Genomic DNA, 15,128 nt, shown 5'->3' with positions numbered 1-15,128 from the left:
GACCGGCCAGCGACCATCCACATCTACCGGGTCCAGCCACCACCAAGATCAACTTAAGCTACGTGGCATTGAACCTGGCCGCCGGGCGGGACCCGGGCTGGATTCAGCTGGACCGGGCGGGACGCGACGCCAGCCCGTACGACAACAGCCCTTGACCTGTTGGTGCAGGTCAAGGGCTGTTGGTGCGCCTGGTGGCGGGTAGAGGATTCGAACCTCTGTAGCTTTCGCGACGGATTTACAGTCCGCTCCCATTGGCCGCTCGGGCAACCCGCCAGGGCGTGCCGCCTCAGCTCGCGAGGCGACGCAGGAAAGGATAGCGGCATCACCGGGCGTTCCCGCAACCGGGTACGGTCGGCGTGAGTCAACCACTCGGGCACGTCCGAGCACCGTCCAGAACCGCACCTGGCAGGGAGCAGACCATGGCAGCCAACCCGTCGTTCGACATCGTGAGCAAGGTCGACCGGCAGGAGATCGACAACGCCCTCCGGCAGACCGAGAAGGAGCTCTCCACCCGCTTCGACTTCCGCGGCACCGGCGCTGAGATCACCTGGGCCGGCGAGGAGTCCGTCGCGCTGCAGGCGGAAACTGAGGAGCGGGTCAAGGCCAGCCTGGAGGTCTTCAAGGAGAAGCTGGTCAAGCGGAACATCTCGCTGAAGTCGCTGGACGCCGGCGAACCGCGCGCGTCGGGCAAGATCTACAAGATCGACTGCAAGGTGATCCAGGGCATCGAGTCGGACAAGGCCAAGGCGATCAGCAAGAAGATCCGCGACGAGGGTCCCAAGGGGGTCCAGGCGCAGATCCAGGGCGACCAGCTCCGGGTCACCGGCAAGAAGCGCGACGACCTGCAGGCCGTGATCGCCCTGCTCAAGCAGGAAGACTTCGGCATCGCCCTGCAGTTCACGAACTATCGCTGACCGGTCCGGTCCCGGTCAGCCGAGGTCGGCCGCACGCGCAGCGAGGCCAGCCGAACCCCGGACTCTCTTTCAGCGTGATCCCCCTGCGGGATCAAGACCCCCGCAGGGGGATCACGTTCGGCGAGACTTCCTGCCCTGCGCGACCCGCTACCACCGACCCGGTGGCATGCCACCCATGCCACCCCGCTGCACCGGCGGCATGCCACTCCAGGCGACCCAGCCAGCCGGCGCGCTGCGGGTGCTCGACAAGGCGGGTGGGGGCGGGTCAGGCAGTTTCACGCAGCAGCACGCGGTCGGGGTCGGCCACGGACCGGGCCTCGGCCCGGCTGATCGGACCCGCCGGCCAGGCCGCTACCAGCGCCGCGACCGCGACGGCCGCGCCTGCGAACAGGAACGCCGCCGCCGGTCCGCCGGCTCGGTCGACGAGCACGCCAGCGACCGCCCCACCCACCGCGCTGAACCCGATCGCCATCGTGGCGACCCAGGTGTACGCCTCGTTCAGCATGCTGGCCGGAGCGAGCCGGCCGACCATGGCGTTCTCGACGGTCAACGCCGGTGCGATCACCGCGCCACCTAGCAGCAGCGCCGAGCCGAGCGCCAGCGGGTGCGGCATGACGGCGTACACGACGAAGCTGGCCGCGACTGCGCCCAGCAGCCAGGCGAACTGCCGGGTGGCGTCCACGGCGGGGCGGCGGGTGCCGAAGTAGATCCCGCCGGTGGCGCTGCCGATCGCCCAGATGGCCAGCAGGATGCCGGCGAGGCTGCCCCCGTCATCTCCGGCACCGTTGCGCGACGCGTACGCGGGCACGGCGACGCCGGCCGTTCCGAAGGCGATGCCCAGCCCGGCGACGCAGAGCAGCAGTGCCGGGAAGCCGGCGACCCGCAGCGGCCCGAGCCCGCGGGCGTGCTGGCCTGCGGCGGGTGGACGCCAGCCGCGCATCGCGCCGCCGAGGGCTACCACGAGGGTGCCGGTCAGGGTCAGCACGGCGGCGGCGATCAGTGCGGCGGCGGCGTCGGCGACCACGATCGACGCGGCCACCAGCAGCGGGCCGATGACGAAGACGAACTCGAAGATGGTCGTCTCGGCGGCCAGCGCGGTGTTGCGCAGTGCCTGCCGGCCGCTGGCCCGGTCGGTCAGGTTGGTCCAGGCACCCCGGATGGCGGCGCTCAGCGGCGGGTAGCTGGCGCCGGCCAGCGCCGACATCAGGTACAGCAGCAGAATCGGGGGGTCGGTTCGGGTGGTGAACAGCAGTGCGATCAGGGCGATCGGGTGGGCGGTGCCGGTGACGAGCAGCACCGGGGTGGGACCGAACCGGTCGGCGAGTCGGCCGGCGATCGGGCTGACGACTGCTCCGGCGACGGCGTAGATTCCGCCGGCCACGGCGGCCAGCGAGTACCGGCCGGTGACGTCGCTGATCACCAGGAGCAGTGCGAGTGGGATCATGCCGATGCTGAGCCGGCCGAGGACTCCGGGGATCAGCAGGACCGGTCCGCCCGGGATGCGCCAGACCTCGGCGTACTTGCGTAGCCCACGCACCGGGCCTCCTGCACGTTGGGTTGTGGCACCGACGCTGTCGAACGGGTGGCCGGCGGGCCGACGACGGTAACGGGTGGTCGGCCTGCCGACCCTAACGCCCGGACGGACACACCCCCACCCGATTCCGCCGGGTGGGGGTGCGAAGCCTGTCACAGCGTCAGGTACTCGCGGTTGCGGCTGATCGCCGACTGGATGATCGACGCGGATGTTTCGTTCAGTTTGCCACTGCGTCAAAGACCATCTGTGGGGCGAAACCGAGCAGAGCAGCCAGAATCGTCGCGGCGACCAGCACCACCGCCACCGGCCAGGCCACCGGCCAGGCCACCGGCCAGGCCACCGGCCAGGCCACCGCACCATCACCGGTCCGCGGCGGCGAGGCCACCACCCCGGCCGGCGGTGAAGCACCGGCTGGCGGCTGGGCGTACAGGGTGGCACTGACCCGCAGGTAGTAGACGAGGCCGAGTACCGCGTTGGCCACCACCACCAGCGCCAGCCAACCGGCCCCGCCGACCAGCAGCGACCGGACCACCGTCACCTTGGCGAACAGCCCGGCCAGGCCGGGTGGCAGCCCGGCCAACCCGATCAACGCGAACACCAGCGCGGCACTGATCCACGGCCGGCGGCGCGCCGCGCCCGCGTACTCGGCGATCGTCCCGCCGTCACCGCCCGCCGGCCGCAACGCCACCACCGCGGCGAAGGCGGCCAGCTCCAGAACCACAAAGAACACGGTGTACGCGAAGACGGCGGCGACGGCGACCGTTTGCTCCTCGACGCCTCGGCCGGCGACCCCGGCGGCCGCCGCCAGCGGCACCAGGATGTAGCCGGCCTGCGCGATCGACGACCACGCCAACAGCCGGACCATCCGGGTCTGCCGCAACGCCACCAGGTTGCCGACCGTCATCGTCGCCACCGCCAGTACGGCGAGCACCGGCCCGGACGCCGCCAGCTGTGGGCTCAGCCCTTTGGTCACCACCGCCACGATCGCCACCACGCCACCCAGCTTCGACGCGGTCGACAGGTACGCGGTGACCGGCAACGGCGCCCCGTCGTAGGTGGTCGGCGCCCAGGCGTGCAGTGGCACCGCCGCCACCTTGAACGCCAGCCCGACCAGCAGCAGCACCACGCCGACCCGAGCCAGTCGGGCCTGGCCGTCGGCGGAGCCGCCGACGACCACGCTCACTGTCTCGCCCAGCCCGCTGACACCGGCCAGCAGGTCCAGGTGCACCACCCCGTACGCGCCGTACAGCAGGGCCGCGCCGAGCAGCGCCACCGCTGTCGACGCCACACTGACGATGAAGAACGTCACCGCCGCCTCCGCCGAGGTGACCCGTTGCCGGTTCAGTCCGACCAGGATGTACAGCGGCAGGGTGAGGGTCTCCACCGCCACGATCAGGGTGATCAGATCCCCGGCGGCACCGAGTACCACCCCACCGGTCATCGAGCAGGCCAGCAGGAAGCAGTACTCCCCCGCCGGCACGGTCCCCGTCCGCAGTGTCGGCACCGACAACGCCAGTACCCCTGCGGTCAGGGCGGCGAACAGCAGCGCGACCAGGGCTGCCCGGCTGTCCGCCCGGTACGAGCAGGCGAACCAGTCCCCGACGTCGAGGCCGGACAGCCGCCCGCAGAACGTCGCCCGCGCCGGCTGGCCCACCGCGTACACCGCCGCGACGGCGACTCCGACGGCTCCGGTCACGCCGACGACCACCGTCGCCGCCCAGCGGGCCACGAACAGGTCGGTCAGCAGCACCGCGACCGCCGTGACGGCCGCCAGGTACGCGGGCAGCAACGCCAGATGGTCGACCGACTGTGCCGATGCTTCGCCGATCACCGGATCACCTCCAGCAGGGTCTGCACCGGTGCCTCGGCGACGCCGAGCACCAGCACCGGGAGCAGCCCGATCGCCAGGGTCGCCACGATCAGTGGCGCCCAGGCGAGCGCCTCGGGGCGGGTGATCGGCCCGGCCGGCGTTGCCCGTACCGCCGGTCCTGGCGGGCCGTGCGCGACCCGGCGCAGCATCCGCAGCAGGTACGCGGCGGTCAGTGCCGCACCGACCGCCGCCAGCGCCGCCAGGGTCGTCCACAGCACGCCGCCGCGCTGCACCGCGGCCACCACGGCGAACGCCTCGCCCCAGAAGCCGGCCAGGCCGGGCAGGCCGAGGGAGGCGATCGCGGCGTAGCCGAGCAGACCGGCCAACGCCGGTGACTGCTCGCGTAGTCCGCCGAGCGCCGACAGTTCGCCGGTGTGGAAGCGGTCCTTGATCGCGCCGGCGAGGAAGAAGAGCAGGCCGGTGATGACGCCGTGGGCGATGTTGCCGATCAGCGCGGCCTGGATGCCGGTGGCGCTCAAGGTGGCGATGCCGAGCAGCACGAAGCCCATGTGGCCGATGCTGGAGTACGCGATGAGCCGTTTGAGTTCGGTCTGCGCCAGGCACACCAGCGAGCCGACGATGATCGCGACGACGGCGAGGGTGCCGAGCACCGGGGCGGCCCAACGGGCTCCCTCCGGCGCGACGCCGACAGCGACCCGGATCAGCCCGTACGTACCCATCTTGAGCAGCACCCCGGCGAGGATGACGCTGCCGACGGTGGGTGCCTGGCTGTGCGCGTCGGGCAGCCAGGTGTGCAGCGGCCACAGCGGGGCCTTGATCGCGAAGGCGAGCGCGAGCAGCGTGAACGCGGCAAGCTGGGTGCCTCGGGTGAGTTCGCCGCCGCCGGTGAGGATCGTCAGGTCGGCGGTGCCGGCGGCGGTCACCGCGGTCACCACGCCGACCAGCAGTAGCACCGAACCAGCCAGGGTGTAGATGGCGAACTTGGTCGCCGCCCGCCGGTGCGCGCTGTCGGCCCCCGCGCTGTCGGCCCGCCCGCCGCTGCCGCCCCAGCCGGCGATGATCGCGTACATCGGCAGCAGCACGACTTCGAAGAAGACGAAGAACAGCACCAGGTCGAGGGCGAGGAAGGTGCCGACGATGCCGACTTCGATGACCAGCAGCAACGCGATCAGCGCCCGGCCGGAGCGGCCCGAGCTGTCGGAGCCGCCGCTGCCGGAGCCGCCGTGCGGTGCCCGCCAGATCGTGTAGCCGCAGCAGAGCAGCGTGAGCGCGGTGGTGAGCAACACCAGCGGGTACGAGATGCCGTCGACGCCGAGGTGGAACCGCAGGTCCAGCGCCGGCACCCAGGCCAGGTCGATCTGATGCCACGGCACGACGCCGGGGGGTCCGGCCTCCGGTCCGTCCGTGAACCGGCCGGCACCGGCCGGGTCACCGATCAGCGGCAGGCTGGCCAGGAACGCCAGGGCGGCGAAGCCGGTGCCGACGATCCGGCCGGCCCGGTCGCCGCCGATCGGCAGGGCGAGCAGCAGCGCTCCGAGCGCCGGTAGCACCAGCACGGCCAGCAGCGCGACCTGCCCGAGGGTCATCGCGTCATCGGCGTACACGGCAGCACCCACCTCCCCTCAAGATCCCGACGATCTTGCAGTTATCGTTGGACAAAGTAGACAAATCCTCTCGATAACTGCAAGATCGTCGGGGAGGTGAGCAGGGCGGCGGCGACGAGGGCGAGCAGCAGGGCGCCGGCCAGGGCCAGGGTGACCGCGCGGGGCAGTCGGGCGGCGTGCCAGCGGCCGAGAACGGCGGCCAGCCCGCCGACGCCCCGGCCCACGCCGGTCACCGCGCCATCCACCCCGGACTCGTCCCCGGCCCGCACCAGCCCGGCCAACGCCACCACCGGGCGTACCACCAGGGTGCGCTGCACCGAGTCAAGCCAGAAACCAGCCGCGAACGCCGGCCGCAGCGGGCCCAGCACCCGGGCCGGGTCGACGGCCGGGTCCCGCCGGTACAGCCATCCTGCCCAACCGGCGCCCACCGCCAACAACAGCAACGGCAGCACCAGGTCGAGGCCGAAGTGCGGGGCCAACTCGGTGCTGCCACCCAGCCGGTCCCGAACCGTCGGGCTGAACACCACCAGGCCGAGCAGCACGCTCGGCACGGTCAGCGCCAGCACCGGCCAGCGCATCGCCGCCGGCGGATCGTGCGGGTGCCGGTCGGCGGGCACCCGGGACGGCCCGAGGAAGGTACGCAGCAGCAGCCGGGTCGCGTACCAGGCGGTGATCGCCACCCCGGCGAGGCCCGCCAGCCACACCAGCCAGCCCAGCCACGCCGGCACCGGCCCGTCGCCCGGATGCCGGGCCGCTTCGGCGGCCGCGTACAGCACGCTCTCCTTGCTCCAGAAGCCGGCCAGCGGCGGTAGACCGGCGAGTGCGCCGAGCCCGACCGCCGCCGCGCCGAAGGTGACCGGCATCGGCCGACGCAGCCCACCCATCGCCGACATCAGGTTGCTGCCCACCGCGTGGATCACGCAGCCGGCGACGAGGAACAGCAACGCCTTGAACGCGGCGTGGGTGAGCAGGTGGAACAACGCGGCGGGCGGCGAGCCGACCGCCAACGCCCCGGTCAGGTAACCCAACTGGGACACCGTCGACCAGGCCAGTACCCGTTTGATGTCGTCGGAGGCGGTCGCCGCCAACGCGCCGAGCAGCAGGGTGACCACCCCGAGTACGCCGAGCACCACCAGCGCGGCCGGGGCGGCGACGAAGACCGGGTAGAGCCGGATCACCACGTACACCCCGGCGGCGACCATGGTGGCAGCGTGGATCAGCGCGGAGATCGGCGTCGGGCCGGCCATCGCGTCCGGCAGCCAGGTGTGCAGCGGGAACTGGGCGCTCTTGCCGGCCACCCCGGCGAGCAGCAGCAGCGCCGCGGTGGTCACCGTCGCCGGCGGGTAGTCGTGGGCGAGCACCTCGGCGATCCGGAAACTGCCGGCGCCGACGCCGAGTACCGCGATGCCGAGCAGGAAGCCGACGTCACCGACCCGGGTGACCAGGAACGCCTTCATCGCCGCCGCCGGGGCCTCCGGCAGCCGCCGGTCATGCGCGATCAGCAGGTACGAGCAGGCGCCCATCACCTCCCAGCCGATCAGCAGCATGATCAGGTCACCGGCGACGACGACCAGCAGCATCGCAGCGGTGAAGAGGCTGACCTGGGCGGCGTACACCGGGTAGCGGTCGTCGGCGGCGAGATAGGCCGTCGAATACACCTGTACGGCGAGCGCCACCGCGCCGACCGCGACGGCGACCAGGGCGGCCGGCCCGTCCAGCCGCACGCCGAAGGTGACCAGCAGCCCGCCGATGTCCAGCCAGCCCGTACCACTGTCGGTTGTGTCCGGTCCGGCGGCCAGCAGGGCGACGGCCGCGCCGAGCGCGACGGTGGCCCCGCCGATACCGAGGCCGGCGGCGACCCGCCGGGCCGCCGGGCCGGCCGGGACCGACCGACCCGCCGCGCCGGATCCGCCGGTCAGCGACAGCAGCAGGCCGATGATCGCCGCGACGAACGGCGCGGCGGGCAGCAGGTAGCCGAGCGCGGCCGGGTTCACCGGGCCACCTCCCGATCGTCGGCGGCGGTGCCGGCGTCCGTGTCGAGCGGACCCTCGATGCCCGGATCGGGCGGGTCGGCCGCGTCGAGCGGCACCTCGTCGACGACGACGCTGGCCCGCAGCCGGTACAAGTGCAGCACGATCGCCAGCCCGACGCCCACCTCCGCGGCGGCGATGACGATGATGAACAGGGCGAAGGTCTGCCCGGTGTACGGCAGGGCGCCGCGCACCGTCGTGTCGGCGGTGACCAGGATCAGGTTGACCGCGTTGAGCATCAACTCGACCGACATGAGCAGCAGTACGGCGTTGCGTCGGCGCAGCACGCCGAACACGCCGAGGCCGAACAGTAGGGCAGCCACGACGTACGGGATGACCGGGCGCATCAGCCGCGCCCGCCCGGCTCAAGTGGTGCTCCGCTGGATGCCCCCACGTCAGGGCGGGACAGCACGATCGCCCCGATCAGTGCGGACAGCAGCAGCACCGACAGCACCTCGAACGGCAGCACCCAGCTGCCGAAGACCGCCGTACCGAGGCGCTCGGCGGTGCCGGCGGCCGGCAGTTCCACACTGGACCAACGGTAGGCGTCGACGAAGAGCGCGGCCAGCCCCAGCCCGGCCCCGCCGCCGATCACCGCGGCCGGCCAGCCGGGGCGGTCCAGGTCGTCGGCCGCCCCGATCGGTGCCCGGGTGAGCATCACCGCGAACAGCAGCAGCACCACCACCGCACCGACGTAGATCAGCACCTGCACCCAGGCGACCAGCTCGGCGGCGAGCACCAGGTAGCTGCCGGCGACCGCGCCGAGGCAGGCGACCAGGTAGAGGCCGGCTCGCACGATGTGCGCGGTGGTCACCACCAGGAAGCCGGCACCGACGGCGACCGCGCCGAGGGCGAGCAGCAGCACGTCCGCCCCGGTCACGCCGGTGCCCTACCGGCCGGTCCGGCGGCCCGGCCTGGTCCGGTGGCAGGGCCGGCGGCCTTGCGGGCGGCGGTGGTCTCCTCCTTGGCCGGCTCACCGTTCGGGTCGTGCGCCGGTGGTGGCGGCACGCTGGCCATCCACTCGCCGAGGTGCTCCTTGTCGTGCAGCAGGTTACGGATGTCGTACTCGGCGTACTCGAACTCGGGCGACCAGTAGAGCGCATCGAACGGGCACACCTCGACGCAGATGCCGCAGTACATGCAGAGCGAGAAGTCGATGTCGAACCGGTCCAGCACGTTGCGCTGCCGCGCCCGCGCCGCCCCCGGCACCGACACCTCCTCCTTGTGCGAGTCGATGTAGATGCACCAGTCGGGACACTCCCGCGCGCAGAGCATGCAGACCGTGCAGTTCTCCGCCAGCAGGGCGATCACCCCGCGGCTACGCGGCGGCAGCTCCGGGGCCACATCCGGGTACTGCTGGGTGTGGGCCGGGGTGACCATCGTCTTGAAGGTGGTCGCCAAGCCCTTCAACAGACCCTCGCCGTGCCCGTGCCCGGTCTCGCCGCCGTGTCCATCCATGTGGCTCATCCTGCCGAATCGGGCACGCGCACGCGAGCTTCTGATCTCATGAGTTCACCACCGGCCAAGGCAGTGGAAGTGTTCGCTGGGTTCGACGGGCGGCGGCTGCGGGTCGGGGCCGGCGGTCAGGTCGACCAGCAGCCAGCTGCCGGTCGAGCCGGCCCGCCGGTCGTGCGGGAACGTGTGTACCGCTGCGATGGTGCCGTGCGCGGCGAGGGCGGCGGCGACGCGCTGTGGGTAGTCGCGCGGCTCGCCGGTGAGGCTGCGGCCGTGCACGTACCAGACGCGGCGGGCGTCGCCGATCCATTCGGCGAGCCGCTGCGGGTCGCAGTTGTCGTGACTGGCCGGGTACAGCCGCACGGTGCGCGGTGCCAGCCCGTACTGCGGCCCGTACCACTCGATCATCCGGTAGCTGAACCAGTAGAACAGCACGACGTCGCCGGGCTGGACCTGCCGGGCGACGTCGGCGAGGGCGGCCGGACCGGCGTCCTTGACCAGCGGGTCGAACGCCTGCCGGTACGCGACCTGCGCGGCCGGTGCCGCGTACACCGGCACGACGGCGGCGACCAGCAGCACAGCCAGGGTCGTCAGGGCCGCCCGGGCCGCCCGGCCCCGACCTGTCGCGGCCCGCAGTGCCTGCCACCGGGCCAGCCGGGCGGCACCGTCCAGGCCGGCGACGACCAGCAGCACCGTCGGGGCGATCAGCCAGGTGGCGACCCGGTCGGCCAGCGGCAGCCCGCGGGCCGCCGCCGCCAGCACCGCCATCAGCAGTACGCCGCCGAGCATGGCCGCCCACACCGGCCGCCCCCGCCACAGCAGTGCCGCCAGCCCGGCCAGCAGCAGGGCCAGGATCAGCAGTGGGTGGTGCCAGTGCAGGGTGCCGGTGACGAAGCCGGCCCACATCTGCGGCAGCCAACCGAGGATCCCGGCCGGCCCGGCCTCGGCCGGTGGGGTGCCGCCGGTGAAGTAGTCGGCCTGGCCGGGCATGAACGGATACTGGCGGCGGCGGTGGATCAGCCAGCCGGCGAAGGCGACCGCCGGGGCCGCACCGGCGGCCAGCAGCAGGGCGTCGCGCCAGCGGCGGCGTACCGCCAGGACCAGGCCGGCTCCGGCGACGGCACCGGCGAGGGCCAGCACGGCGGTCAGACTGACGAAGACCGCGACCAGGGTCACCGCCACCCAGCCGGCTACCGGCAGCGCGACTCGCGTCCACCGGGCACGCGCCGGAAGAGACGACACGACCCGTTCGGCGAGCAGCAGCAGGGCCAGGGTGACTGCCGCTTCGACGGCGTACTGCTTGAGCTCGCCGACGTAGGTGAGGATCATCGGCGCGGTGGCGATCAGCGCGGTCGCGACGACCGCCGCCCACCGGCCGCCCGCCCGGTGGGCGATGACCGCGGTGAGGATCAGGACGGCCAGCATGCCGGCCAGGGACGGTAGCCGCAGGACCCGTTCGTCGACGCCGAAGGCGTACAGCAGCGATTTTTCCAGCCAGAGCCAGCCGACCGGGGCGACCTGCTGGAACTCCAGCCCTCGGGTCAGGGCGAGGAAGTCGCGGCGCAGGTTGATGGCGATCGCGGTCTCGTCGTTCCACAGCCAGTTGCCGGCGGCCCAGACGGTGAGCTGGCCGGCCGCGCCGGCCAGCAGCACGACGCCGAGCGCCACACCACGGACGACGCCAGGGGCGACCCGGATCGGCGACGGTCCGCTCACCCGGTGGCGACCTTTACCCCGGCGGTCAGCACCAGTTGGGCCAGGGCGAGCGGGACCAGTACGAGCCAGCACAACCGTTGTAACTGGTCTTCCCGTAGGCGAGGAAACGACACCCGGAGCCAGATGATGACAAATGCGACGGCGAACACCTTCAGTAGCGTCCAGAGCCAGCCGAGTTGGTCGTCGCCGAACGGCCCCTGCCAGCCGCCGAGGAACAGCACGGTCGTCAGGGCGGCGATGACGACGATCCCGGCGTACTCGGCGAGCAGGAAGAACGCGAATCGCAGCCCGGTGTACTCGGTGAGGTAGCCAAAGACGAGTTCACTGTCGGCGATCGGCATGTCGAACGGGGGGCGGCGGATCTCGGCCATCCCGGCGAGGAAGAACACCACCAGGGCGGGGGCCTGCCAGAGCAGCCACCACGGCTGCCACGCCTGCACGATGCCGGACAGCGACAGGGTACCGGCGGCCATCGCGACGCTGGCGGCCGACAGCACCAGCGGCAGTTCGTAGGCGAGCAGTTGGGCGGCGCCGCGCAGCCCGCCGAGCAGGCTGTACTTGTTGGCCGACGCCCAGGCGGCCATCAGCACGGCGACGACGCCGACGCCCATCACGGCCAGGACGAAGAACAGGCCGACGTCGAGCGGCTGGCCGACGAGGTCGTTCGGCCCGAGTGGAATCACGAGCAGGACCAGCAGGTACGGCACGAGGGCGATCGCCGGGGCGAGTCGGAAAACCGGCCGGTCGGCGGCCCGTGGGGTGATGTCCTCCTTCTGCACGAACTTGACGCCGTCGGCGATGAGTTGCGCCCAGCCGTGGAAGCCGCCGGCGTACATCGGGCCGAGCCGGCCCTGCATGTGCGCCATCGCCTTGTGTTCCAGCTGCCCGACGAGCAGCGGCAGGGTGAGGAACGCGACGAGGACGGCACCGACCCGGATCGTCAACTCCAACCAGAGCGGCATCAGGGCGTACCCCCGTCGGGGCCGGCCTCGCGCGCGGACCTGGCAGCCTGCGGACCCCATTCGGACGGCAGCGGTACGCCCGGTGGCCGCATCGGGGCCCGCCGGGCTCCCCCGCCACCGCCGGCCGGTTCGCCCGGCTCCTTCGCGCCCGGCCACGGCTTGGCGACCCGGGCGGCGAGGACGAACTCCTTGCGCAGCGGGTGACCCTCGAACTCGGGGGGCAGCAGCAGCGGGGTGAGGGCGGGGTGGCCGACGAAGTCGACGCCGAACATCTCGTGGGTTTCCCGCTCGTGCCAGTCGGCACCGGGGAAGATGTCGACCACGGACGGCAGCTGCGGGTTGTCGCGGGGCACCCTGGTCCGCAGCAGTACGCCGTGCCGGTGCCGGATCGACCACAGGTGGGCGACGATGGCGAAGCCGGCGTCGAGTTCGTCGACGGCGGACAGCCAGTCGAAGAAGTCGCAGGCCAGGTCGGTGTCGTCGCGGGCGGTGCGCAGCGCGGCCGGCCAGCTGTCGACCGGCACGTCGACGGTGGCCCGCGCGTAGCGGCCGCCACCTGCGGAGACCGTGGCGGGGACGTCGTGTGCTGGCTCCGGCTGCCCCGCGCCGAGCAGGGTGACCAGTCGGGCGCCGATCTCCTCCGGGGTCATGCCACTGATCCTAAGGGTGTGGGAGGGGCGGAACCCGGCCCGACTTTCGCGGTGTAGGTCCCGCCGGCCGGGGAACTCTCTGCCGTATGCGCGCATTGACTGTCACCCCGGGCAAGGCCGATTCGCTGCGGCTCGTCGACGACGCGCCGGAGCCGTCGCGCGACGAGGGCGAGATGCTGGTCGAGGCGGTCGCGGTCGGCATCTGCGGTACGGATGCGGAGATCCTCGCCGGTGACTACGGTGAGCCGCCGGCCGGGCGGGACACGCTGGTGCTCGGCCACGAGTCGCTGGGGCGGGTGATCGAGGACCCGACCGGCGCGATGCAGCCGGGTGACCTGGTGGCCGGGATCGTCCGGCACGCCGATCCGGTGCCGTGCCGGTACTGTGCGGCCGGCGAGTGGGATCTGTGCAGCAACGGACGCTACACCGAGTGCGGGATCAAGGGCGTCGACGGGTTCGCCCGGCAGCGGTGGCGGGTCCCATCGGAGTACGCCGTACCGCTGCGGCCGGAGCTGGGGCTGGCCGGGGTGCTGCTGGAGCCGACCAGCGTGGTCGCCAAGGCGTGGGACCACGTCGACCGGATCGGCGCGCGGGGCTTCTGGGCACCACAGCGGGTGCTGGTCACCGGCTCCGGGCCGATCGGGTTGCTGGCCGCGCTGCTGAGCGTGCAGCGCGGCCTGGAGACGCACGTGTTGGCGCGCGGCACGTCCGGGCCGAAGCCGGAGCTGGCCCGCCGGCTGGGTGCGACCTACCACGCGGTGCCGGTCGCGGAGCTGGACTTCGACCCGGACATCATCATCGAGTGCACCGGCGCGCCGCCGGTGGTACGCGAGGTGTTCAACAGGCTGGCCCCGAACGGCATCGGCTGCCTGACCGGGATCAACGCCAGCGCGCACCACGTCGAGCTGGACCTCAACGAGCTGAACCGCTGCCTGGTGTTGAAGAACAACGTCATCTTCGGCACGGTCAACGCCAACCGGCGGCACTGGCAGCAGGCGGCCGACGCGCTGGCCCACGCCGACCACGACTGGCTGATGGACATGATCACCCACCGGTACGGTCTGGACGACTACGAGAAGGCGTACGCCGAGCAGAGCGGGATCAAGACGGTCATCGAGTTCTGACCGTTTCGACCCCTCAGACCCAGGGCAGTTGGCCGTTGCGGAACAGGTCGACGAAGATCCGGTGGTCGGTGCGGGCGCGGGCCCCGTACCGGTGGGCGAAGTCGACCAGGCCCGCGACGAACCCGGCCTCGTCGGCGTCGACGGCCGCGACGATCGCCTCCTCGGTGGAAAAGTCGACCAGGTCGTGGCTGGACTCGTCGTCGGCGACCGAGTGCATCCGGGCCACCGAGTGGGCCAGGTCGGCGACCACACCGGTCAGCTCGGCCAGCTCGTTGACGTCGGCCCAGTCGAGATCGGCGGCGTACGGCGACACCTCGGCGACCAGCTGGCCGACGCCGCCCAGCTCGGTGAAGCCCAGCCACGGGTCGGCGTGCGCCTGCAACGCCCGCTGCGACTCGGCCGTCCGGTGGCCCTGATGCTGGAAGTAGGACCGGATGCCGTCGTCGTCGACGTGCCGGGCGACCGCCGGCACCTGGGCCTGCTTCATGTAGACGATGACGTCGTTCTCCAACGCCTGGGTGTGGCCTTCGAGCAGGATGCTGTACGACGGCAGCCCGGCCGAGCCGATGCCGACACCCTTGCGCAGCACGATGTCCTTGATCTGCGCGGCGACCGCCCGGCCGCCGCCGGCCCGCTGCGGCAACGTGGCCAGGTAGTCGTCGAACGCGGCAACCACTGCGGCCCGGGTCTCGTCGTCGACCTCGTACACCCCGTCGCGGACGATGAACCGCCGCTCGTAGTCGTTGATCGTGGTCAGGTTCTCCAGCAGGGCGACCCGGGTGTTGAGCCGGGCCTCCTGCAGCACGTGCCGCAGCACGCCGGTGGCGTTGGCGAGGGTGATCGAGCCGATCGCCTCCTCACCACCGGCCACGATGGCCCGCAGCTCGGTCAGGTACGCGGTGGCGAACCGGCGGACCAGGGTGCCGATGACGTCGTCGGAGAGCGCCTTGGCGTAGCCGATCAGGGCCAGGCTGGCGGCGAAGCGGCGCAGGTCCCAGAGGAACGGGCCGACGTACGCCTCGTCGAAGTCGTTGACGTTGAAGACCAGCTCGCCGGAGCCGTTCATGTAGGTGCCGAAGTTCTCGGCGTGCAGGTCACCGTGGATCCAGACCCGGCTGGTCCGCTTGTCGCAGAAGCTGTCGTCGTTGAACGGGCCGTCGGGCTCGGTCTGGTCGGCGTAGAACAGGCAGGCGCTGCCCCGGTAGAACGCGAACGGGCTGGCGGCCATCTTGCGGAACTTGCGCCGGAAGGCGGCCGGGTCGATGGCCATCAGTTCACCGAACTCGGCGGTCAGGATGTCGACGATCT

General features: G+C 72.1%; 13 protein-coding genes and 1 tRNA gene. 2 read left to right on the top strand and 12 right to left on the bottom strand.

What is annotated here, in order from left to right; all coding sequences use genetic code 11:
* Positions 1–189: 189 nt before the first annotated feature.
* A tRNA-Tyr gene (locus ACFHVL_RS23885) sits at positions 190–273 on the bottom strand.
* Positions 274–419: 146 nt separating this feature from the next.
* Between ACFHVL_RS23885 and ACFHVL_RS23880 the strand changes: the two genes are divergently transcribed.
* The gene (locus ACFHVL_RS23880) at positions 420–914 is read left to right on the top strand and encodes a YajQ family cyclic di-GMP-binding protein (RefSeq protein ID WP_416630665.1); all 495 of its coding nucleotides are present in this window, start codon (positions 420–422) and stop codon (positions 912–914) included.
* 265 nt (positions 915–1,179) lie between these two features.
* Here the strand turns inward: ACFHVL_RS23880 and ACFHVL_RS23875 are convergent, their stop codons facing one another.
* From ACFHVL_RS23875 to ACFHVL_RS23830, 10 genes are all read right to left on the bottom strand, one after another.
* Complete coding sequence (locus tag ACFHVL_RS23875; RefSeq protein WP_416630664.1) at positions 1,180–2,451, bottom strand: MFS transporter; 1,272 nt, start codon at positions 2,449–2,451, stop codon at positions 1,180–1,182.
* A gap of 214 nt (positions 2,452–2,665) precedes the next feature.
* Positions 2,666–4,279 carry an NADH-quinone oxidoreductase subunit N gene (locus tag ACFHVL_RS23870; RefSeq protein ID WP_416630663.1) on the bottom strand — a complete coding sequence of 538 codons (1,614 nt, stop codon included), beginning with the start codon at positions 4,277–4,279 and terminating at the stop codon, positions 2,666–2,668.
* The gene (locus ACFHVL_RS23865) at positions 4,276–5,865 is read right to left on the bottom strand and encodes a complex I subunit 4 family protein (protein ID WP_416630670.1); all 1,590 of its coding nucleotides are present in this window, start codon (positions 5,863–5,865) and stop codon (positions 4,276–4,278) included. Before ACFHVL_RS23865 ends, ACFHVL_RS23870 begins: the two co-directional genes overlap by 4 nt.
* A 59-nt stretch (positions 5,866–5,924) precedes the next feature.
* A complete protein-coding gene (locus ACFHVL_RS23860) occupies positions 5,925–7,877 on the bottom strand; it encodes an NADH-quinone oxidoreductase subunit L (protein WP_416630662.1) in 1,953 nt (650 codons plus the stop codon).
* A complete protein-coding gene (gene nuoK, locus ACFHVL_RS23855; RefSeq protein ID WP_416630661.1) occupies positions 7,874–8,260 on the bottom strand; it encodes an NADH-quinone oxidoreductase subunit NuoK in 387 nt (128 codons plus the stop codon). Before nuoK ends, ACFHVL_RS23860 begins: the two co-directional genes overlap by 4 nt.
* A complete protein-coding gene (locus ACFHVL_RS23850) occupies positions 8,260–8,793 on the bottom strand; it encodes an NADH-quinone oxidoreductase subunit J (protein ID WP_416630660.1) in 534 nt (177 codons plus the stop codon). Before ACFHVL_RS23850 ends, nuoK begins: the two co-directional genes overlap by 1 nt.
* Positions 8,790–9,371: a NuoI/complex I 23 kDa subunit family protein gene (locus ACFHVL_RS23845; RefSeq protein ID WP_416630659.1), complete on the bottom strand. Its 582-nt coding sequence runs from the start codon at positions 9,369–9,371 to the stop codon at positions 8,790–8,792. Before ACFHVL_RS23845 ends, ACFHVL_RS23850 begins: the two co-directional genes overlap by 4 nt.
* Positions 9,372–9,425: 54 nt before the next feature.
* A complete protein-coding gene (locus ACFHVL_RS23840; protein WP_416630658.1) occupies positions 9,426–11,084 on the bottom strand; it encodes a hypothetical protein in 1,659 nt (552 codons plus the stop codon).
* Positions 11,081–12,046 carry an NADH-quinone oxidoreductase subunit NuoH gene (gene nuoH, locus ACFHVL_RS23835; RefSeq protein WP_416630657.1) on the bottom strand — a complete coding sequence of 322 codons (966 nt, stop codon included), beginning with the start codon at positions 12,044–12,046 and terminating at the stop codon, positions 11,081–11,083. Before nuoH ends, ACFHVL_RS23840 begins: the two co-directional genes overlap by 4 nt.
* On the bottom strand, positions 12,046–12,696 hold the full coding sequence (locus tag ACFHVL_RS23830; protein WP_416630656.1) for an NADH-quinone oxidoreductase subunit C: 651 nt from the start codon (positions 12,694–12,696) through the stop codon (positions 12,046–12,048). Before ACFHVL_RS23830 ends, nuoH begins: the two co-directional genes overlap by 1 nt.
* Positions 12,697–12,782: 86 nt before the next feature.
* Between ACFHVL_RS23830 and ACFHVL_RS23825 the strand changes: the two genes are divergently transcribed.
* On the top strand, positions 12,783–13,820 hold the full coding sequence (locus ACFHVL_RS23825) for a glucose 1-dehydrogenase (protein ID WP_416630655.1): 1,038 nt from the start codon (positions 12,783–12,785) through the stop codon (positions 13,818–13,820).
* A gap of 13 nt (positions 13,821–13,833) precedes the next feature.
* Here the strand turns inward: ACFHVL_RS23825 and ACFHVL_RS23820 are convergent, their stop codons facing one another.
* Positions 13,834–15,090, bottom strand: a complete 1,257-nt coding sequence (locus ACFHVL_RS23820) for a DUF2252 domain-containing protein (protein WP_416630669.1) — start codon at positions 15,088–15,090, stop codon at positions 13,834–13,836.
* Positions 15,091–15,128 lie beyond the last annotated feature (38 nt).

Source organism: Micromonospora sp. LOL_023, from assembly GCF_048060115.1.
Lineage (GTDB): Bacteria > Actinomycetota > Actinomycetes > Mycobacteriales > Micromonosporaceae > Micromonospora_E.
Note: the sequence above shows the minus strand (reverse complement) of the source record. Positions and strands in the feature narration are given on the sequence as shown.

What these genes read in the sequence shown, in the direction of transcription:
- ACFHVL_RS23880 (WP_416630665.1), top strand. Translation starts at nt 420, where the DNA reads ATGGCAGCCAACCCGTCGTTCGACATCGTGAGCAAGGTCGACCGGCAG.
- ACFHVL_RS23865 (WP_416630670.1), bottom strand. Translation starts at nt 5,865, where the DNA reads ATGACCCTCGGGCAGGTCGCGCTGCTGGCCGTGCTGGTGCTACCGGCG.
- nuoK (WP_416630661.1), bottom strand. Translation starts at nt 8,260, where the DNA reads ATGCGCCCGGTCATCCCGTACGTCGTGGCTGCCCTACTGTTCGGCCTC.
- ACFHVL_RS23845 (WP_416630659.1), bottom strand. Translation starts at nt 9,371, where the DNA reads ATGGATGGACACGGCGGCGAGACCGGGCACGGGCACGGCGAGGGTCTG.
- nuoH (WP_416630657.1), bottom strand. Translation starts at nt 12,046, where the DNA reads ATGCCGCTCTGGTTGGAGTTGACGATCCGGGTCGGTGCCGTCCTCGTC.
- ACFHVL_RS23830 (WP_416630656.1), bottom strand. Translation starts at nt 12,696, where the DNA reads ATGACCCCGGAGGAGATCGGCGCCCGACTGGTCACCCTGCTCGGCGCG.
- ACFHVL_RS23825 (WP_416630655.1), top strand. Translation starts at nt 12,783, where the DNA reads ATGCGCGCATTGACTGTCACCCCGGGCAAGGCCGATTCGCTGCGGCTC.
- ACFHVL_RS23820 (WP_416630669.1), bottom strand. Translation starts at nt 15,090, where the DNA reads ATGGCCATCGACCCGGCCGCCTTCCGGCGCAAGTTCCGCAAGATGGCC.